Raw genomic sequence first — 23,863 nt, 5'->3', positions numbered from 1 at the left:
TTTTCTTTTGATATATATTAAAAATTATAATTTAATTCCATTCCGAAATACGGAGTGTTCAGTCCTTTTCTATACACTTTTACATTATTGAAAGTATAAGGAGCACTGTAATTAAAAAGCCTGTTGACAAACAATGAAGTCTTTAAGGCTTTATAGATGCTTTTCGTTATTTTAATATTTCCAGTGAGTGTAAAAGTGGTTAACCTGTCTAAATTATCGGTTACGGATACATTTCTTACCAGCCACTGCTTATAGATGTCCGTTCTGTCCGCATCCGTAAAAGGGTGAATAATGCCATCTGCCCCATAATAGGAAATGGGCTCGGCAATTCTTCTGTCATTGACCCTGTGATCATACAGACTTCCCTGGAAGGAGGCTGAAACAATCAGATCCAGGCTTGGAAGATAAGTGTCAATCAGTAAATTGTAATTGATGTTGGAATTATTATAACCATCATCATTTTTATAAATTCCGTAATAAGGGAATGGTCCCACACCGATTGATACACTCGGTTTGAAAGCAAAAGGCACAGAGTTTCTGTACTGGGTTTTAAACCAGGCACCGGTAAACGTAAATCTTGTATTAATAGCTTTTACCCTTGGTGAAGTATATCCGAATTCAATACCCTGTTTTAAGGTTTCACTTCCGTTTTCTGTAACCAGATATTCTCCAAGGTTTGTTTTTAGTTCGTACGGTACGTTTGTAAGATCCGGCCCGTTAGGAGTCCATTGGGAGAGATCAACCTGTGTAGCATCGTACTGCTTGTAAGAATGAGCCGCCGTATGAACCATATTACGGAAACCATTATTCATATCTTCTTTAAAATACGTAACGAAAAGCTCATGGTTTCTGTAGCTCAGATCAAGACGGATTTCCTTTTTAATACTTTTGGCCGCCTCAATAGCCTTATTTTCTCTCGACTGAACATAGGTCATGAAATTGACATAGCGGTACTGCTCATCATTATGATAGTAATTCAGCTGGGTGTAATCCCAGTATTCCCTATTCGGGTAAAGCATCAGAAGTGTAGGCTGCTTGTAGAAAAGACCATATCCTAAAGTAATGTCCGTCTTCAGAGGATAATTATTGATCATCAGATGCGGAAGATTGTACTGGAAATTCAATCTGGGTTCGGTGAAAACTTTTTTACTGATCGCGAATGATTCATCAATTCCTAAATTTTTAGACATCCTTAAACCCGCATATAAAGTAAATTTATGCTGATCAAGACTGTAGTTCATCTGGTCCCCGATAAAAGCAGATAAAAGATTAGATCCCGGAATCTCATCATATGCTCTCGGTCTTTCTATATTGACAGAGGCAGACGGAGGAGTTCTCATATCATATTGGAGACCTTTTCCGTTATTCTTGGAGTATCTCCAGTCAAGGCCCGCTTCATAGTTGTGGGTAATTCCACCTGTTTTTCTGATTCCATTGGCTTTGAATAAAGCCGTGATATCCAGAGGTCTTCCTTCTGTTGAAAAATTGGCTACATACCGGAGGTTGGGATAAAATCCTACATTTTCGCCCTGCTCAGTAGCTAAGGAGAATGAGCGAGGCCCGGAGAGCTGGATCAGTTTTACCTGATCAATCTTTTCAAAGCCCTGACGGATAGCTGTATTTAAGGTAAGTTTGTTGAAGAACGAAGCCTTGTCCAGCTGATAAATGAAATTGTTGGTCAGGCTGATTCTTGTATTCGTGGATTCATATTTATCCGTTGACGGATATCCGTTATCCGGATCATACTTCATTTTATCAATATTCGTCGAAAAATCGATATTAGATCTCCATTCCAAAGGTCTGCCCCATAGATTTGATATTTTTTTGGAACGGATTGAGGCTGTGATACGCTGGAAGTTTTCAAATTCATTCGTAGGATCAGATTTGGAATCCAGATAATCTGCACTGGCGCTCAGCTGCCATTTATCCGTTATTTTAAATCCTTTGCTTACGTAATACTGTTTGCTGTATCCATCCGCCTTGAATCTTGCCTGTAAAGGAGACTGTCCTATTTTACGTTCTATTTTGATCAGTCCGGAAGTAAGGTCTCCATAAGATGCTGAGGGAATTCCTCTGATAATCTCTACTTTTTCAATATCATTTGTAGAAATTGTTCTCATATCTACCCCCGAATAAGCGGTTTCTCTACCTTTAGGGCCTTCTAAAAACTGTTTGGGATCTACTGAAAGCTGCAGATCTGCATTAGAATTGATGATATTGTCATCTACCATAAATTGAACACCCAGTGATGAGGTGCTGTACTTGTCCCCCGAAAGTCCCCCGGTATTTTCTCTTAAAGTAGCCTTATTTACTCCGTTTAAAGAAGGGAATTTAGCCAGTCCGCCGGGAAGCAGTTCCATAAGATCGGTAAAACTTGACGGCTGCAAATGCTGCATCGCCTGTCTGTCTATGATGGATTTAGTGGTTAATCCTTTGCTTTCCTTGGAGAATATAACAACCTCTTCCAGTTTATTGACCGGCTTAAGGTTAATAGTAATAGACTGAGGGGAAGTAATGTTTACTGTGAGTTCCTTATCCTCATATTCCGGATACGAAATTTTGATGGTATGTTTTCCTTTCGAGAGGGGAATATTTGTATTTCCTTCTTTATCCGTTGTGACTGTGGACTCATCAATACTAACAGAAACTCCGCTTAGCTCTTTGTTGCTTTCATTTAAAACCTTAATGCTTACTGAAGATTTTTCATCCTGCGCATACAGGGACTGTGTAGAAAAAAGGAGAAGAAAAGCGAAATATAAAAACCTGGTCATTCGTATTTTGTCTAAATAAAATTGACCGCAAAAGTATTGAATTTTATAATGTTATCAATTACTTATTTAGAATAAATTAAAATAATTGACAAAAGTCAGAATTATAATTGGAAAAAAATTACATAATATACAGGCGTATTTATATAATATTCACCTCCCTTTCCAGCTCTACACCGAACTTTTCTTTAACCGAATTGATAATTTCTGTGGAAAAATCAAAAATTTCTTTTCCAGTAGCTTTTCCGGTTGCATTCACAATAACCAATGCCTGAAGTTTATGAGAAGCTGCATTTCCAATCTGTTTTCCTTTCCATCCGCATTGCTCAATCAGCCATCCTGCAGGTACTTTTACCATGTCTCCATTTGGATAACCTGGAATATTTTCAAATTTTTGTTTCAGATTTTCAAACTGGATGAGAGGAATCGTTGGGTTTTTAAAAAAACTTCCTGCATTTCCGATTTCTTTCGGATCCGGCAGCTTGCTCTGTCTGATATGAATAACAGCTTTCGAAACATCCTGGATGGTAGGATCTGTAATTCCCAGATTTTCAAGTTCAGTCTTTATCGCGCCATATTCTGTTTTGATGTGGTGATTCTTCTTTGTTAATTTAAAGCTGACATCCAGAATCACATATTTGCCTTTTCCTTCCTGCTTGAATACAGAATCCCTGTACCCAAAATGACAATTCTCAAGATCGAAGATTCTGGGCTCAAGATTTTCCAGGTCCAGAACGGTACAGCTTACAAAAATATCCTTGATCTCCGTTCCGTAAGCCCCGATATTCTGCATCGGTGAGGTACCCACATTTCCGGGAATCAGTGAAAGGTTTTCGAGACCGCCATAATTTTTTTCAAGACTGTACAATACGAATTCATGCCAGTTTTCCCCAGCTTTTGCAGTGACCAGAACTTCATTTTCGTTAAGATCTTCTTCCGAAATTCCTTTCAGGCTTAGTTTTATAGCAAGTCCGTCGAAATCCCTGGTCAGCAGGATATTGCTTCCCCCTCCTAAAAATAAAACGGAAAGATGATGCTCTTTTGAATAACGGATGGCGTCCTTCAGTTCGTCAATAGTCTCTACTTCAGTAAAATATTTTGCGTTGACATCAACACCAAATGTATTAAAAGGCTGTAAGGAAAAATTTTCTTGCATGGTTTATCTGTATTCTTTTGGAATAATGAGGGTGAGTTGTTCTTTAAACTGTTTCAGTTGTTTGTAATGTATGGTATCCGCATAAGAATTCACATAAATATGAGCCTTTTTCGGAGTCCTGATCTGAAAAGTTTCGTCTATGCCGTCCACAGACTGCTTGCTTGGTGAGCTTTGAATCTCGTCAAGGTCTTTGACATTGATAGATGAAATAAGATACTCCCAGGTGTGAGCACTGATGACAGAATCCCACTCTTTATGGGTCTGGCGGGCTGTGATGCCCATTTCTGCATGAATGGAATCTTTGGTGACTTTAATAATCTTATAATCTCCCTGATCTCCCCCGATATCGGATACACTGATGAAAGTTATTTCATTCGGGTTTTTGTGAGGACTGCGGGAGTTATCCTTCTTCTTGTCACAGGAAAAAAATGCCGGCAGCAAAAATATTGAAAGCAGAAGCTTCAGGGAGGTATTTTTTAGTGCCGGCATCATGAGTAATATTTTTAGAGACTGAATTCTTCTCTGTATTTCTTTAAAGCATCTTTCAGGATTTCAGCACTTCTTTTAAGATCTTCCTCTTTCAGCACGTATGCAATTCTTACCTGCTTTTTACCTAATTCAGGATCGCTGTAGAAACCTCCGGCAGGAGCTACCATGATGGTTTCTTTATTGTGGGAATATTTTTCTAAAAGCCATTGTGCAAATTTCTCAGTATCATCTACCGGAAGCTCTGCTACACAATAGAATGCACCTCTTGGTTTAGGGCAGATAACGCCCGGGATAGCATTCAGAAGATCTACCAGGATATTTCTTCTGTGGGTATATTCTTCCCTTACTGATCTGATGTAGGCTCCGTCATTCTGGTGTGCAGCCGTTGCAGCAATCTGGCCTAAAAGAACCGGGCTTAGTCTTGCCTGCGCAAAAAGCATAGCTGCATCGTGAATCTTTTTAGAACGGGTTACCATACATCCGATTCTCACTCCGCACATTGAATAACGTTTGGATTCTGAATCAATGATGATGCAGTTTTCTTTAAGTTCAGGAAAATCCAGCATGGATATCTGTTGTTTTCCGTCATATACATATTCCCTGTATACTTCATCGGAGATCACAACGATGTCATATTTTAAAGCAATTTCAGCAAGCTTTTGAAGCTCTTCACGCGTGTAAAGGTATCCTGTAGGATTCCCCGGGTTGCAGATTACAATGGCTCTTGTTTTTTCTGTGATTTTTTTCTCAAATTCTTCAATCGGAGGAAGGGCAAATCCTGTATCAATAGTAGACGGAACTGCCACCACATGCACATTGAACGTACTGGTAAAGCCATTGTAATTGGCATAGTAAGGTTCAGGGATGATCACCTCGTCGCCGTCATCACATAAAGTGGAAATAGCAAAATTCAGAGCTTCGGATCCTCCATTGCTAACGATGAAGTTATCAGGAGTTAAGTCCGCAAATCCTAAACTATGATAATACTCCGTAAGAGCCTTTCTGTATTCTATATTACCTTCGGAAAGTGCATATTCCAATACTTTAAGGTCAATATTTTTTAAAGCATTTAAAGCGGTTTCCGGTGTTTCAATATCGGGTTGCCCGATATTAAGGTGATATACTTTTATTCCCTGCTGTTTGGCTTTTAAAGCATAAGGAACCAGTTTTCTTACCGGTGAAGCCGGCATATGCTGTGCTCTGTTTGAAATATTCGGCATTGTTCAAAAAATTTGTATGGCAAAAATAAGATTTAATTTCCCAATAATAAAATAACCTGTTGTTCATTTTGGTTGCTTTTAAATTATTCTGAAAATCAGATGACTAAAATTGATTATTGCTTTCTTTTTCTGTAACTTTCATTCTTATACATTGATGTCTGATATAAATATATATATCAAAATGCCTGAAATTGTTAAAATAATATATTAAAATGTGAATAAAGCATTTGGTTAATCGATAATTTAATCTTTTCTTGTAAGGTTTTATTGTTGATATTTTAATATAAATAATAAATGTTTGATTTATTTTCAAAAATATTGATTTTGTATTGATTTTTTCATTAAATTTCAACGCTAATAAATAATAATTATGAAAACAAATCTACTATTAAAGGCTATGCCTTTTGTGGCTTTTTGTGCTGCTTCTACAATGAGTGCTCAGAATTTCCAAACACTGCCGGTCCAATCCGGATATACGGCAGATGTAATTGCAAACGGAGTTGGTTCCTCAATGACATCTACCACAGAGGATGTAGATGGAGTATCTTTCGCTTTTGTGGCAAGGGATTTTCAGCTTACATCCAGCAGCACACCTCTTACTTATGGACTTCCGGCGAACGGAACCATTAATTCCGTGGTAGGCTCTACGCCGGGATTAAGTTTCCAGCTTGGTGATCTGTCCGGAAACAATTCCCTGAGGATTGCAAGCAACACAACAGGAAGCAATTCAGGAACATTAAGTTTTTTTAACCCGGTTCCTGCTTTTAAAATTTATATGCTTTCTACCGGTGGTAGCGGTACATGTACTGTAAATGTAACGGTAAATTTTACCGATAATACTACCCAGGTATTTTCCGGAGTGAGTATTTCCGACTGGTATGGTGGGTCAAGCTATGCGATTCAGGGAATTGGAAGAATCAACAGAACGAATAATGTCCTGGAGCCGAACTCTACCAATCCAAGACTGTATCAGTCAGCATTAAATCTTGATGTGGCTAATCATACAAAACCGATTCAGAGCGTTACGGTTGAAAAAGTAAGCGGATCGGGAATTGCCAATATTTTTGCTTTTTCAGCTGATGCTTACACAGATTGTGTCGCTCCTACACTTCAGCCGGTAGGAACACTTACTTCCAGTTCAGCTCAGGTTTCATGGGCGTTGCCGGGCAGCGTTCAGGCAGCAAGCTACGACATTTATTACAGTACAACCAATACAGCACCTACGGCAGGAACAACCCCTAATCATCCGGGAGTTACAGGAACTTCCTTCACGATTCCATCCTTATTATCAAGTACAACATATTATTACTGGGTAAGAAGCAATTGTAATACTGCAACATCTCAGAGTGGCTGGTCGGCAGCCGGTACATTTACCACCTTATGCGGAACTATGGTGCCTGCCTATACTAATAACTTCAGCAGCTTCCCGGGAACATGCTGGACGAGTGCGCTTTCCGGAGGCACACCGGCTACAGGACCTAGCGGAACATCTTCATATTGGGGATCAGGTGGATTCTTAGGTGTAGGAACAGGCGGATCTGCAACAATCAATTTATATACAACCAACAGAACGGGATGGCTTAAGACCCTGCCTTTTGATCTTTCAGGAGGTACCTATAAAGTGAAATTTGATTACGGTATAGCCGAATACGCCGGTACCGGCAGCTCACCAATGGGTTCTGATGATCTTGTTCAGTTTTTGGTGTCTAATGACGGAGGAAGTACATGGACTGTTCTGGAAACTTGGGACGAGTCAAATGCGCCATCCAATACATCTAATCAGTATGTTTATACTTTAACCGGTTATAACAGTAATAACACAGTATTCGCACTGTATGCAACAGACGGAACTGTAAATGACGATCCTGATTACAATTTCTACATTGATAACTTTACGGTTGAAAGTTCTCAGCTGAGCACTTCAGAAGTGAAAGATAGTGTGAAAAAAGCAGCAGTTCATCCAAATCCGTTTAAAGATATCCTGTACATTTCAGATACCAGAGAAGTGAAGTCTGTGACAGTTGGAGATACTTCTGGAAGAGTGGTAAAAACCTTTACCGGCGCTGTAAAAGAACTTGATCTGAGCACACTTAATACAGGCCTGTATTTTGTGACCATCTATTTCAAAGACGGATCACAGTCTACAGTAAAAGCGGTTAAAAAATAAATTTTTTTAATGTAAATAAGCCCGGCGGCAGTACGAATTGTGCTGTCGCTTTTTTATGAATAAATTTTTAAACACCATATTCATAATTTTTATTATTTTAGAGAAATTTAAACTTACTGAACATGCAAATTCCAGCAGAATCCGTTGCCGACTATATCTCAAAAATTCCTGAAGAAAGACAGGAAGTATTCAGAAAATTATTTGATACCATTAACAGTAATCTGCCAAAAGGTTTTCAGGAAGCAGTCAGCTATGGAATGGTAGGCTGGGATGTCCCTCTTGAAACCTATCCTGCAGGATATCACTGCACACCGGGATCGCCGCTGCCTTTTATGGGGCTTGCTTCCCAAAAGAATTTTATAGCACTTTATCATATGGGCATCTATGCAGATCCTAAGCTTCTGGATTGGTTTGTAGCTGAGTATCCAAAGTATTCCAAAAGAAAACTTGACATGGGGAAATCATGTGTCCGCTTTAAAAAACTGGATGATATTCCCTTTGAGCTTATTGCTGAGGTCAGCAAAAAAATGACCCCGGAAGATTGGATCGGTATTTATGAATCCCAGCTTAAAAAAAAGAAGTAGTGTTTTAAATATGGCAATTCTTTCCATGGACTTAAATGAAACCACAAAACACAAATACACTGGTCATCTGCAGAAGTAAGCACAACTATCTATGTATTCTGCGTGAAAATAAGATACTGATTGCTTTATTTAAGTAAGACTCAATTCGTAAATTTGTTCACTTAATGAGCTATCAAATGATTTTGTCCAAAAAAAATCCTTTTCCAAAAACTGCAGGAGCATTCATCCGGATTATGTTTTTTGCTGTGCTGTTTGTGCTGCAGTATTGTACTCCACGTGCTAAATCTGCATTGTTAAAGAATGGGGATCTGCTGTTTGTCACGGCAAAAGATACCGGCCTTTCCGAGGCGATTAATAATGTCACTCAAAAGCAAAAAGAAGCATCTTTTGACCATATCGGGATTGTTGAAACAAAAAATAATCATTGGTATGTGCTTCACGCGGCTCCAAAAGGAGGTTCTCAAAAGCAGAGACTTGACGATTTTCTCAAAGATCAGTCTGATGACGGGCAAAAAGTAATCATCTACCGCCTGAAACCGGAATATCAGAAATCAGTACCTGCAGCCCTGAAAAAAGCAGAATCCATGCTGGGAAAACCATACAATTTCAATTATATTCTGGATGAAAATTCTTATTACTGTTCAGATTATATTGAAAGAGCATTCAGGGAAAGCAGTATTTTCAAACTGGAACCCATGACATTCATCGATCATAAAACAGGGAGAACCAATGAATTCTGGACAGAGTTCTATAAAAAGAAAAACCTTGAAGTTCCTGAAGGACAGCCGGGTTGCAATCCCAATGGACTGGCTGCCTCAGAGAAACTGGAAAGGGTAGGTGGACTTTAATACCTGATCTTGTAAATAAGTATATCCCTAAATGTCATTGTGACTTTTAGGGTATTTTTTTATCTGATTAATAAAAGATATACTCATTAAAAGGGAAATAAAATTAAAAATATTAGTCTACTAATTTGGTAGACTAATATTTTTTTATATTTTTGTCAAAGATTTAACGCAAGAGCGCAACTAAGATCTGAAAAATGTTTAACCAAAATTGTTGAGTGATGATTACACCAAATCCTACGCTGCAGGTAATACCTAATAATATAATTAACCTGCCCAAAAAAGAACTGATACTGGAAATAGAATTGAATGGGAAAATGAAATTTGAACATTTGATGAACACCATTTACAATCAGTTTGGGATCTGTCACAGGGTGTTGTCTGCCAACGTGGAGTATGTAAACGGAAACAGTTTTGGTTCGGTACAGTTATACATTAATGTCAATTCAGAAGATTACCAGCTGCTGGAATTTTATCTGAATAAAAATAAACTTTTAAGTACTGCGGTGGAATACAACTGCCGGAAGTATTTTTAGGGGAGATTCATATAGTTTTAATTACAAGAAAGTATCCGGTTCTATCGGGTACTTTTTTTGTGGGCATATGTCTGGCTGCTCAATGAACACCGCTTGCATGAAATTTCATTAAAATAGTCCTGTTGTAGTTTTAATTTCTGCTTCCGATTCAAAAAAATACTATTTTTAAGGAACAAAATATAAAATTATGACCATACTTATCATTATTGCTGTAGTTGCAGTATGCCTTATTTATGCAGTATCTATCTATAACCGTCTTGTAAAACTGAGAAACCTGGTTCAGGAAGCATGGAGCAGTATAGATGTGATGCTTAAAAAGCGGCATGATCTGATTCCCAATCTTGTGGAAACGGTGAAAGGCTACGCTACCCATGAACGCGAAACCCTCGACAGTGTGATCAGGGCCAGAACCCAGGCGGTAGGTGCAGATTCGCTTCAGGCTAAAGAAGCAGCAGAGAAAAATCTGAATCAGGCGATGATGAATTTGTTTGCCGTGGCCGAGCAGTATCCGGATCTGAAAGCAAATGCCAATTTCCAGCAACTGCAGAGCGAGCTTACTTCTATAGAAAATGACGTGGAAAAATCCAGAAGATATTATAACGGAACAGTTCGTGAGAACAATACTTTGGTGGAATCTTTTCCAAGCAATATCATCGCGAATATGTATAAGTTTGAGAAATCACCATTCTTTGAACTGGAAAATATTGCAGAAAGACAAGTTCCAACCGTAAAATTCTAAGAAATGAAAAAGTGGCTGCAGCTTTTCCTTCTTCAGTTTTTTTGCATAGCCTTCGCCCAGACCAATGGGGAAATAACGGATCAGATGTCTACTGCAGGGCCGGAAAAAATTCTTTCCTTTCATTCCGATATTGATGTAGACAAAAAATCGGGAATCACCGTTACTGAAAATATCAGGGTATACAGCCTCGGAAATAATATCAAAAGAGGGATTTTCCGTGCGCTTCCCCTGTCCAGAAATCTGAACAATAAAAACCAGAAAGTAAGATATACCATTATTTCAGTAAAGAAAAACGGGGAACGCGAAGACTATCATGAAGAAACCGGAGACGGCTATTTAAAAATATATGCCGGAAATAAAGATGTAATCCTGAATCCTGGAACCTACGACTACGAAATAAAATATAAAACAGAGAACCAGATTGGTTTCTTTGATAAGTATGATGAATTTTACTGGAATGTCAACGGAACGTATTGGGATTTTGACGCAGATACAGTCTCTGCAAAAGTAAATCTTCCTGCCGGAGCTGAAATTATTCAGAATTCCTGCTATACCGGAGCCTATGGAAGTAATAATCAAAATTGTACAGTTAATGTACTGTCAGACCATTCTATAGAGTGGGGGGCTTCAGGACTTCGGGCTAATGAGGGGCTTACCATTGCGGTAGGTTTCAAAAAAGGATTGATGCTACCGCCACCGCCGCCTGGTTTCCTGGAAAAGTATGGGATTCTGATCTCAGAATTCATCTTTTTACTGGGATTGATCCTGTATCTCTATTCGACATGGATGAAATATGGAATAGATCCCCAGAGCCCTACGGTTTATCCACAGTTTAATGTTCCCGAAAATTTTTCACCGGCCTCTCTTGGTTATATCAGCAGTGAAACTTTTAAAAATAAATACTTAACGGCAGCTATCGTCAATCTCGCTGTAAAAGGATATGTCAGAATCATAGAAGGTGAAAGTGATGGTGTGCTCGGTTTTTTTAGTTCCAAAACGTTTACCCTGAAGAAACTGAAAGAAGCGGATGAAGCTCTTCCCAAAGAGGAAATTAACCTCATGAACAGTCTTTTTTCGGAAACCACGGATTCAGTAGAATTTGACGGAAAATACAATTCAAAAATTGAAAAAGCAGTCCGGAATTTCAAAGAAACACTGAGTTTCCAGCATGACGACTTCTTAAATGAAGGAAATAATACAAAAAAGCTGATGCTTCCATTATTCCTCATCAGTCTGATGTATGCTGTTGGGTTATGGGTAAGCTACCGGATACTTCCCGAATTTGAAAGGGTTTTTGCTGGCGCAGCTTTATATGTTATCCTTTTCCTGGTATTTATTTTCGTGTCGTTTTTGTTCAGAAATCTTGGTATAAAATTTCTGATCCCGGTATCTGTTGTTATCATTCTGGCGGTAGGAGGAATTGTTTCTTCATTGTCATCAGGCGCTGATTATTTTAATTTCAATGTATGCTATATGTTTATTGCTCTTGCATTTTGCGTCATGATGTTTTACCAGTATCTCATCAAGCAGCCATCCAAAGAAAAGCTTAGAAAAAAATCTTTAATAGACGGATTCAAAATGTATATGGGCGCAGCAGAAAATGAGCAGCTGAAATTTCATAATCCTCCTCAGATGACGCCGCAGGTTTTTGAAACATTGCTTCCTTTTGCCATGGTAATGGGAGTGGATCAGATCTGGGGGCAGAGATTTGATGACCTGCTGAAAAAAACTGCCGCAGAATACCAAAACAGCTGGTATTATGGTGGTACCCTGAATCATTATGCTTTTGCAAGCACCCTGAACTCAAGCCTTACTCAATCCATACAATCTGCATCTACCCAACCTTCCAGCTCAAGTAGTGGTTCCGGTGGTGGTGGATTCTCCGGCGGTGGTGGAGGCGGCGGTGGCGGTGGGGGCTGGTAAGCCTGCTGTTCTGAAAAACAATAAAAAAAGCGTTCAAATTAACTTTTGAACGCTTTTTTATTCTGTAAAAATATTTTTAAATTCTTTCAATATCAGCACCAATGGCTTTCAGCCTTCCGTCAATATTTTCATACCCTCTGTCGATCTGCTCAATATTGTGGATAATAGATTTTCCTTCTGCAGAAAGCGCTGCAATCAGAAGAGCGTTTCCGGCTCTGATGTCAGGGGAAACCATGGTAGTCCCTCTGAGCGGGGTTTCCTGGTTCAGCCCGATAACCGTAGCCCTGTGTGGATCACATAGAATAATCTGGGCGCCCATATCGATCAGCTTATCTACAAAGAACAATCTGGATTCGAACATTTTCTGATGAACCAGTAAGCTTCCTTTCGCCTGTGTGGCTACTACCAGAATAATTGATAATAAATCCGGTGTGAATCCCGGCCATGGAGCATCCGAAATTGTAAGGATAGATCCGTCGATAAACTTTTGGATGCGGTAATTTTCCTGGGCTGGAATAAAGATATCATCGTTGCTCTGCTCAAGCTGGATTCCTAATTTTCTGAATGTATTGGGAATTACGCCAAGCTGGCTCCAGTTTACATTTTTGATGGTGATTTCAGATTTCGTCATGGCGGCAAGACCTATCCATGAGCCGATTTCTACCATGTCCGGAAGCATCGTGTGTTCTGTACCGCGAAGGTATTCTACCCCTTCAATCGTAAGAAGGTTGGAACCAATTCCTGAAATGTTCGCACCCATCCTGTTCAGCATTTTGCATAATTGCTGAAGATAAGGTTCGCAGGCGGCGTTGTAAATTCTTGTTTTTCCTTTGGCAAGGGTAGCAGCCATAACGATATTGGCTGTTCCGGTTACAGAAGCCTCCTCAAGAAGAATAAATTTTCCTCTGAGCTCTTTGGCTTTTAATGAATAAAAATATTCCTCTTCATCATAGTTAAACTCAGCACCAAGCTCTACAAGTCCCTGGAAATGCGTGTCTAATCTTCTTCTTCCGATCTTGTCACCTCCCGGAGTCGGCATATAAGCCTCTCCGTAGCGGGCAAGCATAGGGCCCATAAGCATAATAGAGCCTCTTAGTTTGGCGCCGTCTTTTTTAAATTCGTGGGACTTTATATAATCAAAATTAACCTGATCCGCTTTGAATGTGAAATCTCCCTGACCGTTTTTCGTAACTTTGACCCCGAAATCTCCTAAAATTTCAATCAGTCTGTTCACATCGTGGATATCCGGAATATTTTTAATTCTTACCTCCTCATCTGTTAACAAAACCGCACATAAAATTTGTAGAGCTTCATTTTTTGCCCCTTGTGGAGTGATTTCCCCATGCAGTCTCTTTCCTCCTCTTATCTGAAATGTTCCACTCATTACTTTCTGTTTTTATGGTTGTTGTTATGCCTTCTTTTGTTGGTCTGGTTCTTATTATTGTTATTGCTGTTGTTGTTTCGGTTATTGCTGTTGCTGTTTCTGTTGTTGCTGTTGTTCGTATAATAGATTTTGCTCTTTTCCAGAGATTCTATTCCCGTAAGGTCCAGCCTGTTTTCAGAAAGCTCTTTCAGATGGCGGAAAATCACATCATCCGTTACATGTTCCTTATTATATACATTATAGGACTTCTTCATATTGTTCGCAATCACTTCAATCAGGGCTTCTTTTTCGTCCCCCGGTTCCAGTTCAATAGCTTTTTCAATCAGCTGAAGAATGCTCTTTCCGTAAAACTTAAAATCTCCCTGAAGTTTAGGGTATTCCATTTTCTTAGGTCTTTCTGCAAGCTGTTCCCTGGTAGGAAAAGGATATGGTGATTCCACATCAAGATCATAATTTGCTAAAATGAAAAGATGATCCCAAAGTTTATGCTTATAATTTTCTTCGTCCCGAAGCTGTGGGTTTCTCTGACCCATAAAATCGATGATAGCCATAGCCATCTCACTCCTTTCCTCTTTGGTAGGGAGTTCTTTGCAGCGTTCAACCAACTGCTGTATGATTCTGCCGTATTCCGGCATGTGAAGCTGGGTTTTTTGGGTATTGTATTCCATAGTATGCAAATATATGGATTAAAAGAAAAATTGCTTTCAAAATATTAAAAGTTTATGATTTTTTAATGAAATTTTTATGCAGTATTTAAAGAAAATCGCCAGGCAGGAATTAAAATATTTCACATTTTATAGAATTTGTTTTAATAAAATTGTAATTTAGTTAATAGATTAATAATTAAAATATGATAATGAAAAAAATACATGTACTCGTTTCGATGCTGGCTATGCTGGCTTTTAATGCCTGTCAGGACAGGGATGAAAATGAAAATCTTAAGAAAGAAGAAGTTCATAATAAAATTGTAAATGTTACCAGTCATGATGGCCGTCCGTTCAGTACAGGATCAGGATCAGCAGCCGGAAAATTCGTTTCCGGTCCCGGTGGAGGTGTTTTAATGCAGGGCTTTTACTGGGATGTCCCTGAAGGTGGAACCTGGTGGAATGTTGTTAAAGATAAGCTTACCGCCTGGTCGGATTCCGGAATCAGTGCCGTGTGGCTTCCTCCCGCATCAAAAGCCCAGAACGGAGCCTATTCTATGGGTTATGACCCTACGGATTACTATGATTTTGGAAACTTTAATCAGAATGGAAGTGTAGAAACCCGTTTTGGCTCCAGAACCGAGCTGGAAGCATTGATTACAAAAGCACATGCAGAAAATATGCAGGTATATGCGGATATTGTGATCAACCATAACAGTGGCGGGCAGTCCCAGGCCAATCCGTTTACAGGAACCAATACCTGGACGGATTTCTCAGGAATTTCTTCCGGAAAGTTCCAAAGAAGTTATAATGATTTCTACAAAAATTCCTACGGAAATAATGACGAAGGTGCCTTTGGAGGATTTCCGGATTTATGCCACGCCAATCCGTATGTTCAGGACTGGCTTTGGGGAAGAGACGATTCTGTAGGAAAATACTACAAAAATGTAATGAAGTTTGATGGCTGGAGATTTGATTATGTGAAAGGCTTCGGACCATGGGTAGTCAATACCTGGAATTCAAATGTTGGCGGATTTTCAGTCGGGGAACTTTGGGATTCCAATGTAAATACCCTGGAGTGGTGGGCGAACAATGCCAACAGTTCCGTATTCGATTTTGCCGCATACTATAAAATGGATGAAGCTTTTGACAATGGGAACTTAAATGTGCTGAATGATGACATGATGTGGAAAAGAAATCCTTACAAAGCGGTTACCTTTGTGGCCAATCATGACACCGATATTATTTACAACAAAATGCCGGCCTATGCCTACATTCTTACCCATGAAGGCTATCCCACTATTTTCTACCGGGATTATGAAGAATGGCTGAATAAAGAAAGATTAAATAATCTGATCTGGATTCATAACAACAAAGCCACAGGAACAACCTCTATCCTGTATACGGATAACGATGAGTATATTGCCAGACGTAATGGTTACAACGGAAATCCGGGACTGGTGGTCTATATCAATAATTCCTCCAGCTGGCAGGAAAGATGGGTGGAAACTAACTGGAGCAGTAAGCAGATCAAAGATTTTACAGGACACTCAAGCTGGTATCCAACGACCCAGGGAGATAAATATGTAAAAATCCAGTGTCCCCCAAACTCTTATTCAATATGGTCTCTGAACCAATAAATATCAAAATAAAAGCAAAGGTGATTCATCTTTGCTTTTTTCTTAAAACGAAAATTAAAATTGAAAAATGTCCGGAAGTCTCTAAAGAAATAATTTATAATAAACATAGAACAATCATCAATAGAAACGGGCTTCAGCCCGTTTAAATATAGATCATAATTTCCTCTGTTTTTAGCCAAAACCTGATTTTAAACACAAATTGCACGAATTAATTTCCACAAATATCCACAATCATCTGTGAAAATCTGTGCCATCTGTGGGAAATAAAAAAATAACCACAACTTTGAGACTAATAACAAAACTAGACCTCAATAAATTTTTTCTTCTGATGCTGATCAGGGAGAAAACATTTCTGATTGGAAATTTTCATCCTGTTTCTTGAAACGAGATCATAAGCCTTATCACTTAAAAAAGCAGGAAGTATTTTTCCTGCGGCAGAAAGCTTGTAAATTCCACCCAGGATATTGGCAATTTGCAGAACTGCACGTGATTTTATATAATAGTACTGACCGGGTTTCCAGAGGTACAAAGTATTGAATGCCTTAGTTTCCAGACCTCTTTCAGACAGGAATTTCTGTCCGAAATCAGATTGCAGGGAAGCGAACATAAACCGGTCGTGATGATCCCGTTCCAGGATCCACTGTACCCAGAAATTGCAAACGCCGCAGTCGCCGTCAAAAAATACAATATGTTTATCTTCCCAATTCTTCCGCATAACGTTGAATTTAAAATGCCATTTTCCTTTCGGTTTCTTCTTTTTCTTTTTTGAAATACTCTGCAAGTTCCTTACGCTGGGCATCTGTCAGTTTGGCATTCTGATGTCCTACATAATAAGATTCCAGAGGCATTTCTTTCTTTTCAATCATTTCTATGCATTCTTCCAGCTTATGAGCCTGTCTTTTTGGTTCGTACGTAGCAAAGGTAGAAAAATTAAGATGTTTTCTTCCTTCGTCGATATGATTTTTGACAAACCATGAAGCCGGAGAAATATTCGAATACCATGGATATCGGGTTTCATTGGAATGGCAGTCGTAGCAAGAGGTACGGATGGTTTTTGCGATGGGCTCCGGGGTGTTCTTGATCTTCAGGAAATCCATGCCGGGAGTAAGTGGCGGATTGGTTTTGTCAATCGGAAAAAACTGAATAATAATAAAGGCTACAAGCAGGACAACCACTATTTTTTTCATATCAATTCGCATTTTATTCATATAAAAATAATTAAAATTTATGAAATAGAATGAGCTGATTATCAAATTGTAGAATACTCATTTGAATCATTCTAAATATGGATTTTTACTCTTGCTTTATATATAGATGTCCCTGAATTTTTACTAACTTAATTGAATTATTGTTCCCGTTTTGACTCTATATTAAGAGATTTTGTAAAACAGGATGAATCATAGTTTTTAACTATGGCTTAAATTAAAATTAATAGATTGTATTTATAGGACATGCTTCGTAAGTTTGTCTTGTCTTAAAAATAAACGTAGTAATCAACATAAAAAATATTAAACGACAATGGAAAATGATTTGAATGACATCAGTAAATGCCCGTTCCACAACGGAACTATGAAAAAAGACGCCGTGGCTGGCGGAGGAACCAAAAATCTGGATTGGTGGCCGGAACAGCTGAGGGTAGATATCCTTCGTCAGCACTCTTCACTTTCAGATCCTATGGACAAAGATTTTGATTATGCTGAAGCATTTAAAAGCCTAGATCTGGAAGCTGTAAAAAAAGACCTTCATGCCCTGATGACAGACTCTCAGGATTGGTGGCCTGCCGATTTCGGACATTACGGTCCTCTGTTTATCCGTATGGCCTGGCACAGCGCCGGGACTTATCGGGTAGGTGACGGAAGAGGCGGAGCCGGTGCAGGGCAGCAGCGTTTTGCTCCCCTGAACAGCTGGCCGGACAATGTAAGCTTAGATAAAGCCAGGAGATTGTTATGGCCTGTCAAACAAAAATATGGAAACAAAATTTCTTGGGCGGATCTTCTGATCCTTACCGGGAATATAGCGCTGGAGTCTATGGGCTTTAAGACATTTGGATTTGCAGGCGGGCGTGAAGATGTATGGGAACCGGATATGGATGTGTATTGGGGTTCGGAAAAAACATGGCTGGGCGGTGATTTGCGTTACGCTCACGGTTCAGAAGGAGTAGCTGAAAGACATGGTGTACTTCCTTCCGATGATGATGCAGATGGGGATATTCACTCCAGGAATCTGGAAAAACCGCTTGCAGCAGTGCAGATGGGACTTATCTATGTAAATCCTGAAGGTCCGGACGGAAATCCAGATCCTATTGCAGCGGCTAAAGATATCCGGGATACTTTCGGACGTATGGCTATGAATGACGAAGAAACGGTAGCCCTGATTGCAGGAGGACATACTTTCGGGAAAACTCACGGTGCCGGACCTGCAGATCATGTAGGTAAAGAACCTGAAGCCGCAGGAATTGAGCTTCAGGGATTAGGATGGAGCAGCAGCTATAAGTCCGGAAGAGGTGCAGATGCCATTTCCAGCGGATTGGAAGTAACCTGGACCGAAACTCCTACTGAATGGAGTAATTATTTCTTTAAAAACCTCTTCGAAAATGAATGGGAGCTTACGAAAAGCCCGGCCGGAGCTCATCAGTGGGTAGCCAAGAATGGGGAAGAAATCATTCCGGATGCATTTGACCCTGCAAAAAAACACAGACCTACCATGCTGACCACGGACCTTTCGCTGCGACTGGATCCTGCTTACGAGAAAATCTCAAGACATTTTTATGAAAACCCTGATGCTTTTGCTGATGCGTTCTCAAGAGCGTGGTTTAAGCTTACCCACAGAGATATGGGACCGAAAGCAAGATATCTTGGACCGGATGTGCCACAGGAAGAGCTGATCTGGCAGGACCCTATTCCGGAAGTAAACCATGAGCTGGTGAACGAAGCTGATGTGGAAGCTTTAAAAGAAAAAATAATAAACTCCGGCTTAAGCACCTCTGAGTTGGTATCGACTGCATGGGCTTCTGCTTCTACATTCAGGGGAAGCGACAAAAGAGGCGGTGCCAACGGAGCCAGAATAAGGCTTGCCCCTCAAAAGGATTGGGAGGTAAATAATCCTTCTAATATTCAGAGAGTTTTGGATGGATTGGAGAAAATTCAAAGAGAATTTAATGATTCCCAAATTGGAGGAAAAAAAATATCAATAGCAGATATGATCGTACTGGCAGGAAGCGCGGCTGTGGAAAAAGCGGCAAAAAATGCCGGATATGATCTTAAGGTGCCATTTGCTCCAGGCAGAATGGATGCTTCGCAGGAACAGACCGATGTAGAATCTATGAGCTATATGGAGCCTGCTGCGGATGGATTCCGTAATTATCTGAAAAGAAAATTCAGTGTTTCCACAGAATCATTATTAATTGATAAGGCACAGCTTTTAACACTGACAGCACCCGAGCTTACGGTATTGATTGGTGGAATGCGTGTGCTGGATACGAATTTTGACGGATCTAAACATGGTGTATTTACCAGCCGCCCGGGAACTCTTACCAATGACTTCTTTATTAACCTTCTGGATATGAATACCCAATGGAAGTCAATATCAGAAGATAATGAACTGTATATGGGTGCAGACCGATCAACGGGACAACCGAAATGGACAGCAACCCGTGCAGATTTGGTCTTCGGTTCAAATTCTGAATTAAGAGCAATTGCAGAAGTGTATGCAAGCAATGATGCTCAGGCTAAATTTGTAAAAGACTTTATAAAAGTATGGACTAAAATCATGAACCTAGACAGATTTGATCTGAAATAGGAAAAATTTTAAAGTACGATTTAATCCCTGACCATTGACGGTCAGGGATTTTTTTTATGGTTAATAATGTTTTTTTTTAGGTAGTGGGTTTAATTGATTGATTTATAGGGTTTTGTTCTTCAATCTATTGTAAATTAATGCTGTTGCTGTAGCTAAAATACTATTTTAGGAATAAGAATAATTGAGTTCGGCTCTATTTTTGAGGCATTAATTACTTTTTCTTTACAAAATTCATTATATGTTGAAATAATTTATGTTGTTTGAGTGTGTTTTTATTGTATAGTTTAAGATAATGATGAAAAAAATAAATTTATGAAAAATAAAATTGTAAAAATTTCAACCCTCTTCCTTCTTTTAATGATTATTATTTCTTGTCATTCTTCCAAAGAGGAAACGAACAGTTACTTTCATGATATCAATGAGGAAGTATCTGGTATGATAGGGCATCCGGAGAAAATCAGGCTATTACAAAACAGGGAATTTCAAAAATATAAGAATACAGGCGAGCGTAAATACCAGATAAGCAGTAAATATGTAGAGCTTTATTATAATTTTGAAAATTCAGGGGATAAGAATGATGACACCGGCATTGAGCAAATTCCTACTGTATACGAGTTGCTTTTTCTTAATAATAACGAGTTTGATTATATTACAATAGCATGTAATTTTAATCTTGCGTATCAATTTGAACGTAAATCGCCCAAGCTATCAATGCAGTTTCTTAATGAAGCGATAAAACTTGATGAAAAATTAGGTAAAAAATACTATTTGCCCCATTTATACCATTTGAAAGGAAGGCTGGAATATAATAATAAAAAATATACCCAGGCTCTGCATTATTTTAATAAATGTCTTCATAACCTGGAAAAGAGCAGAGAAGATTTGATCTTTGTATCTTCCATGCACAATAATTTTGCTTTGTGTTATGATAAAATGGGAAGGCTTGATCTTGCAATTAAAGAAGGTAGGGAAGCCGTCAGGATTCTGGAAAGCGGGAAGAATTTAAGCAATGACGAAATTGCTTTTCTGACAGGAATTAAAGGTAATTTGGGTGATTTTTATTATAAGGCTAAAGACTACCGGACAGCGGAACATTTTTTCTTGCAGGAACTGGAATTTTATAAATCTAAAAAGATGTTGTATAATGAAGCTGTCAATAATGTGACGAACTTGTTTGCGCTTTACAATGATACCGGTCAGGCCGATAGAATGAAAGAGATGATGGAGTATGGAAAATCAATTGAAGCTAAAATCCAGACCATTCCGGATAAAATCCTGATCAATGAAATGATCCAGTCTTATTATTTAAAAATAAATGATACACAGACCGTAAGATCTCTTTGTAAGAAACTAGTTGTACTGCATCATGAGAATGAAGAAAAATCAGCTAAAAACCTTACTTATATCTCAGATGTGCTTAATAATTTTATTATTAAAAATATTGATCAGAAACATCAGCATAAAATAGATGATCAGAAGTTAAATAACAGATTAATGATGATGGCCGTATGTCTTATCATTATAATTTTTGTGATTACAATATATACCATAAAAAAAATAAACAGAAAAGAGAAAGAGCTTGTAGAGAAAGAAAAAATTATCCTGACAAAAAATAAAGAAATTTTAGAACAGGACTTAAAACAAAAAGAAGATAAAATTACCAACCTGCACTTAGGTCTTAATTTAAAGATAGAAACAGAGAAAACCTTTTTGGAGAATATTAGAAAAATGAAAAGATCAAAAAATATTGACGCAGAAAAAATGGTCACCGATCTTTTTCTCAAAATTACTAATCTGATCCAGATTGATAAAAAGAATTTTGACCTGATTAATGAAAGTTCATTAGAGAATAAACAGTTCATTCAAAAGCTTTCTGAAAAATTTCCTTCTTTAACCAATAATGAACTTAAATTCTGTGTATATTATAAATTAGAACTGTCTTCAAAAGAGATATCCATTCTTGAAAGTATTACAGAAGGTAGTGCAAGAGTATATAAAACAAAAATAAAAACAAAAATGAATGTAGGAAGAGAAGTGGATCTGAATAGCTTTTTAAAAAACATCTGAAATTTTCTGTAGGTTTCTTCAGGTTTTACGGATTATTTTTATTGTTTATTGAAATTTTTTAACGATAAAAATGGTGAATTTTACCTTTTTTTGAATTTATTGATTTTAATTTTTAAAATTCTGATAATTAAATTGTTACTTTTTTATAGTTAACATTTTTTTAATACTGAACCTGGCTTTACATAACAAAAAGTAACGGTTTAAATTCTGCTTTTTACCATTGTGTTCTATAATTTTGGCTCATCATAAAACACTCGGCGCAATTATAAAGATTAATAAACCTGAAAGTTTAAATTAATTTTTATCCGGCACTTTAAGAGTAATAGTTTATAAAGTGTTAAGTAGAGATTGGGTCTGAATTTTTCAGAAAGGTTGGGAAGCTTGAAAAATCTGAAAAATTTAAAAACACATTTGATGAAAAAAAGAAATAACCGTCTGACTTCAGACGGTTATTTTATTAAAAATCCCTGTGCCGGTTAATGCAATTTACCAATTTTGGAAAGCTAAATAATAAAATCCTATCTTTGCAAAAAATTGGGCTCCAAAAGTTGGAGATACCCATTAATAATTTTATTTATTAAACATTTTTATGTCAAATATTGTCGCAATCGTTGGGCGTCCCAACGTAGGTAAATCCACACTTTTTAATCGTTTACTGGAAAAAAGGGAAGCCATCGTAGATTCTACGGCTGGTGTTACCAGAGACCGTCATTACGGAAAATCCGACTGGAACGGGGTAGATTTTACGGTTATTGATACCGGCGGATATGATGTAGGAACGGATGATATTTTTGAAGAAGAAATTCGCAAGCAGGTACAGCTGGCAGTAGATGAAGCTACCTCAATCATTTTTATGATGAATGTAGAGGAAGGTCTTACCGATACCGATTACGAAATTTACCGTCTTCTAAGAAGATCAAACAAGCCCATCTACATTGTGATCAATAAAGTGGATTCGGCCAAAGAAGAACTTCCTGCAACTGAATTCTATCAGTTGGGGATTGATAAATATTATACACTTTCTTCCGCTACAGGATCAGGTACCGGGGATCTTTTAGATGATATCGTTAAAGATTTTCCCACAACGGAATACAAAGACCCGTTTGAAGGCCTGCCTAAAATCACTATTGCCGGACGTCCGAACGTAGGAAAATCTACTTTGACGAACGCTTTACTTGATGTGGAAAGGAATATTGTAACGGATATTGCAGGAACCACAAGAGACAGTATCCAGACCCTTTACAATAAATTCGGACACGAGTTTGTTCTGGTAGATACTGCCGGAATGAGAAGAAAATCCAAAGTAAATGAAGATCTGGAATTCTATTCCGTGATGAGGTCCATCCGTTCCATAGAATATTCAGATGTGGTTATTGTTATGGTGGATGCCACTTTGGGATGGGAGTCTCAGGATATGAATATTTTCGGGCTGGCGCAGAAAAACAGAAAAGGAATTGTAATTCTGGTGAATAAATGGGATCTTGTAGAAGACAAGCAGACCAACACCATGCGTGATTTCGAGAAGTCCATCAAAGATAAGATCGGACAGTTCCATGATATCCCGATTTTGTTTATTTCAGCTTTAACCAAACAAAGAATCCTGAAAGCTGTGGAAGTGGCTATGCAAGTATATGAAGATCGCAAAAAGAAGATCAAAACCTCAAAACTGAATGAAGTGATGCTTCCTATTTTTGAGCAGACTCCACCGCCGGCGAATAAGGGAAAATATATTAAAATCAAGTACTGTGTACAGCTTCCGACGCCGTCTCCGCAGTTTGTATTTTTCTGCAACCTACCGCAGTACGTAAAAGAACCTTACAAAAGATTTACTGAAAACCAATTGAGAAAAGAATTCGGTTTCACCGGAGTTCCGATCGAAGTGTATTTCAGACAGAAATAAAAC

At 38.4% G+C, this 23,863-nt stretch carries 18 protein-coding genes; 10 read left to right on the top strand and 8 right to left on the bottom strand.

The window, feature by feature from the left end; all coding sequences use genetic code 11:
* Positions 1-17: 17 nt before the first annotated feature.
* The 4 genes from B7E04_RS21065 to B7E04_RS21050 form a co-directional block, all read right to left on the bottom strand.
* A complete protein-coding gene (locus B7E04_RS21065; protein WP_080780481.1) occupies positions 18-2,771 on the bottom strand; it encodes a TonB-dependent receptor in 2,754 nt (917 codons plus the stop codon).
* 139 nt (positions 2,772-2,910) lie between these two features.
* The gene (murB, locus tag B7E04_RS21060) at positions 2,911-3,924 is read right to left on the bottom strand and encodes a UDP-N-acetylmuramate dehydrogenase (protein ID WP_080780480.1); all 1,014 of its coding nucleotides are present in this window, start codon (positions 3,922-3,924) and stop codon (positions 2,911-2,913) included.
* Between the two features lie 3 nt (positions 3,925-3,927).
* Entirely contained in the window at positions 3,928-4,416 is a 489-nt protein-coding gene (locus tag B7E04_RS21055) for a hypothetical protein (protein ID WP_228440013.1), read from the bottom strand.
* 11 nt (positions 4,417-4,427) lie between these two features.
* Positions 4,428-5,633 carry a pyridoxal phosphate-dependent aminotransferase gene (locus B7E04_RS21050; RefSeq protein ID WP_080780478.1) on the bottom strand — a complete coding sequence of 402 codons (1,206 nt, stop codon included), beginning with the start codon at positions 5,631-5,633 and terminating at the stop codon, positions 4,428-4,430.
* A 370-nt stretch (positions 5,634-6,003) separates the two neighbouring features.
* Between B7E04_RS21050 and B7E04_RS21045 the strand changes: the two genes are divergently transcribed.
* The 6 genes from B7E04_RS21045 to B7E04_RS22290 all read left to right on the top strand — a co-directional run bounded on the left by B7E04_RS21045 (position 6,004) and on the right by B7E04_RS22290 (position 12,427).
* Positions 6,004-7,800: a T9SS type A sorting domain-containing protein gene (locus B7E04_RS21045; protein WP_080780477.1), complete on the top strand. Its 1,797-nt coding sequence runs from the start codon at positions 6,004-6,006 to the stop codon at positions 7,798-7,800.
* A 122-nt stretch (positions 7,801-7,922) separates the two neighbouring features.
* The gene (locus B7E04_RS21040; protein WP_080780476.1) at positions 7,923-8,384 is read left to right on the top strand and encodes a DUF1801 domain-containing protein; all 462 of its coding nucleotides are present in this window, start codon (positions 7,923-7,925) and stop codon (positions 8,382-8,384) included.
* 164 nt (positions 8,385-8,548) lie between these two features.
* On the top strand, positions 8,549-9,232 hold the full coding sequence (locus B7E04_RS21035; RefSeq protein WP_228440011.1) for a YiiX/YebB-like N1pC/P60 family cysteine hydrolase: 684 nt from the start codon (positions 8,549-8,551) through the stop codon (positions 9,230-9,232).
* 218 nt (positions 9,233-9,450) lie between these two features.
* Positions 9,451-9,765, top strand: coding sequence for an NIL domain-containing protein (locus B7E04_RS21030; RefSeq protein ID WP_080780474.1), 315 nt, complete (start codon positions 9,451-9,453; stop codon positions 9,763-9,765).
* Between the two features lie 187 nt (positions 9,766-9,952).
* Complete coding sequence (locus tag B7E04_RS21025) at positions 9,953-10,504, top strand: LemA family protein (RefSeq protein ID WP_165439485.1); 552 nt, start codon at positions 9,953-9,955, stop codon at positions 10,502-10,504.
* A 3-nt stretch (positions 10,505-10,507) separates the two neighbouring features.
* A complete protein-coding gene (locus B7E04_RS22290; RefSeq protein ID WP_080780472.1) occupies positions 10,508-12,427 on the top strand; it encodes a DUF2207 domain-containing protein in 1,920 nt (639 codons plus the stop codon).
* A gap of 76 nt (positions 12,428-12,503) precedes the next feature.
* On the opposite strand, the gene murA is transcribed toward B7E04_RS22290, so the two are convergent.
* Both murA and B7E04_RS21010 read right to left on the bottom strand, forming a co-directional pair.
* Positions 12,504-13,811 (bottom strand): UDP-N-acetylglucosamine 1-carboxyvinyltransferase, encoded by a 1,308-nt coding sequence (gene murA, locus B7E04_RS21015; protein WP_062649680.1) that lies wholly within the window; start codon positions 13,809-13,811, stop codon positions 12,504-12,506.
* Positions 13,811-14,479 carry a DUF4290 domain-containing protein gene (locus tag B7E04_RS21010; protein WP_062649678.1) on the bottom strand — a complete coding sequence of 223 codons (669 nt, stop codon included), beginning with the start codon at positions 14,477-14,479 and terminating at the stop codon, positions 13,811-13,813. The genes murA and B7E04_RS21010 overlap by 1 nt, the downstream gene beginning before the upstream one ends.
* A 188-nt stretch (positions 14,480-14,667) precedes the next feature.
* Between B7E04_RS21010 and B7E04_RS21005 the strand changes: the two genes are divergently transcribed.
* Positions 14,668-16,095, top strand: coding sequence for an alpha-amylase (locus tag B7E04_RS21005; RefSeq protein WP_080780471.1), 1,428 nt, complete (start codon positions 14,668-14,670; stop codon positions 16,093-16,095).
* Positions 16,096-16,396: 301 nt separating this feature from the next.
* Here the strand turns inward: B7E04_RS21005 and B7E04_RS21000 are convergent, their stop codons facing one another.
* Positions 16,397-16,810: a thiol-disulfide oxidoreductase DCC family protein gene (locus B7E04_RS21000; RefSeq protein WP_080780470.1), complete on the bottom strand. Its 414-nt coding sequence runs from the start codon at positions 16,808-16,810 to the stop codon at positions 16,397-16,399.
* A 10-nt stretch (positions 16,811-16,820) separates the two neighbouring features.
* On the bottom strand, positions 16,821-17,282 hold the full coding sequence (locus B7E04_RS20995; protein WP_080780469.1) for a heme-binding domain-containing protein: 462 nt from the start codon (positions 17,280-17,282) through the stop codon (positions 16,821-16,823).
* 331 nt (positions 17,283-17,613) lie between these two features.
* Here B7E04_RS20995 and katG point away from each other — a divergent pair, with 331 nt between their 5' ends.
* From katG to der, 3 genes are all read left to right on the top strand, one after another.
* Entirely contained in the window at positions 17,614-19,893 is a 2,280-nt protein-coding gene (katG, locus tag B7E04_RS20990; protein WP_080780468.1) for a catalase/peroxidase HPI, read from the top strand.
* Between the two features lie 312 nt (positions 19,894-20,205).
* Positions 20,206-21,960, top strand: coding sequence for a tetratricopeptide repeat protein (locus tag B7E04_RS20985; RefSeq protein WP_080780467.1), 1,755 nt, complete (start codon positions 20,206-20,208; stop codon positions 21,958-21,960).
* 589 nt (positions 21,961-22,549) lie between these two features.
* A complete protein-coding gene (der, locus tag B7E04_RS20980) occupies positions 22,550-23,860 on the top strand; it encodes a ribosome biogenesis GTPase Der (protein ID WP_080780466.1) in 1,311 nt (436 codons plus the stop codon).
* The last annotated feature ends 3 nt before the right edge of the window (positions 23,861-23,863 follow it).

It is taken from the genome of Chryseobacterium phocaeense (genome assembly GCF_900169075.1).
Lineage (GTDB): Bacteria > Bacteroidota > Bacteroidia > Flavobacteriales > Weeksellaceae > Chryseobacterium > Chryseobacterium phocaeense.
The sequence above is the reverse complement of the archived record's forward strand: the minus strand, read 5'-3'. Positions and strand labels throughout refer to the sequence as shown.

Bases quoted from the DNA above. Each gene is read 5' to 3' on its own strand.
- B7E04_RS21065 (WP_080780481.1), bottom strand. From the start codon at position 2,771: ATGACCAGGTTTTTATATTTCGCTTTTCTTCTCCTTTTTTCTACACAG.
- murB (WP_080780480.1), bottom strand. From the start codon at position 3,924: ATGCAAGAAAATTTTTCCTTACAGCCTTTTAATACATTTGGTGTTGAT.
- B7E04_RS21055 (WP_228440013.1), bottom strand. From the start codon at position 4,416: ATGATGCCGGCACTAAAAAATACCTCCCTGAAGCTTCTGCTTTCAATA.
- B7E04_RS21050 (WP_080780478.1), bottom strand. From the start codon at position 5,633: ATGCCGAATATTTCAAACAGAGCACAGCATATGCCGGCTTCACCGGTA.
- B7E04_RS21045 (WP_080780477.1), top strand. From the start codon at position 6,004: ATGAAAACAAATCTACTATTAAAGGCTATGCCTTTTGTGGCTTTTTGT.
- B7E04_RS21040 (WP_080780476.1), top strand. From the start codon at position 7,923: ATGCAAATTCCAGCAGAATCCGTTGCCGACTATATCTCAAAAATTCCT.
- B7E04_RS21035 (WP_228440011.1), top strand. From the start codon at position 8,549: ATGAGCTATCAAATGATTTTGTCCAAAAAAAATCCTTTTCCAAAAACT.
- B7E04_RS21030 (WP_080780474.1), top strand. From the start codon at position 9,451: ATGATTACACCAAATCCTACGCTGCAGGTAATACCTAATAATATAATT.
- B7E04_RS21025 (WP_165439485.1), top strand. From the start codon at position 9,953: ATGACCATACTTATCATTATTGCTGTAGTTGCAGTATGCCTTATTTAT.
- B7E04_RS22290 (WP_080780472.1), top strand. From the start codon at position 10,508: ATGAAAAAGTGGCTGCAGCTTTTCCTTCTTCAGTTTTTTTGCATAGCC.
- murA (WP_062649680.1), bottom strand. From the start codon at position 13,811: ATGAGTGGAACATTTCAGATAAGAGGAGGAAAGAGACTGCATGGGGAA.
- B7E04_RS21010 (WP_062649678.1), bottom strand. From the start codon at position 14,479: ATGGAATACAATACCCAAAAAACCCAGCTTCACATGCCGGAATACGGC.
- B7E04_RS21005 (WP_080780471.1), top strand. From the start codon at position 14,668: ATGAAAAAAATACATGTACTCGTTTCGATGCTGGCTATGCTGGCTTTT.
- B7E04_RS21000 (WP_080780470.1), bottom strand. From the start codon at position 16,810: ATGCGGAAGAATTGGGAAGATAAACATATTGTATTTTTTGACGGCGAC.
- B7E04_RS20995 (WP_080780469.1), bottom strand. From the start codon at position 17,282: ATGAAAAAAATAGTGGTTGTCCTGCTTGTAGCCTTTATTATTATTCAG.
- katG (WP_080780468.1), top strand. From the start codon at position 17,614: ATGGAAAATGATTTGAATGACATCAGTAAATGCCCGTTCCACAACGGA.
- B7E04_RS20985 (WP_080780467.1), top strand. From the start codon at position 20,206: ATGAAAAATAAAATTGTAAAAATTTCAACCCTCTTCCTTCTTTTAATG.
- der (WP_080780466.1), top strand. From the start codon at position 22,550: ATGTCAAATATTGTCGCAATCGTTGGGCGTCCCAACGTAGGTAAATCC.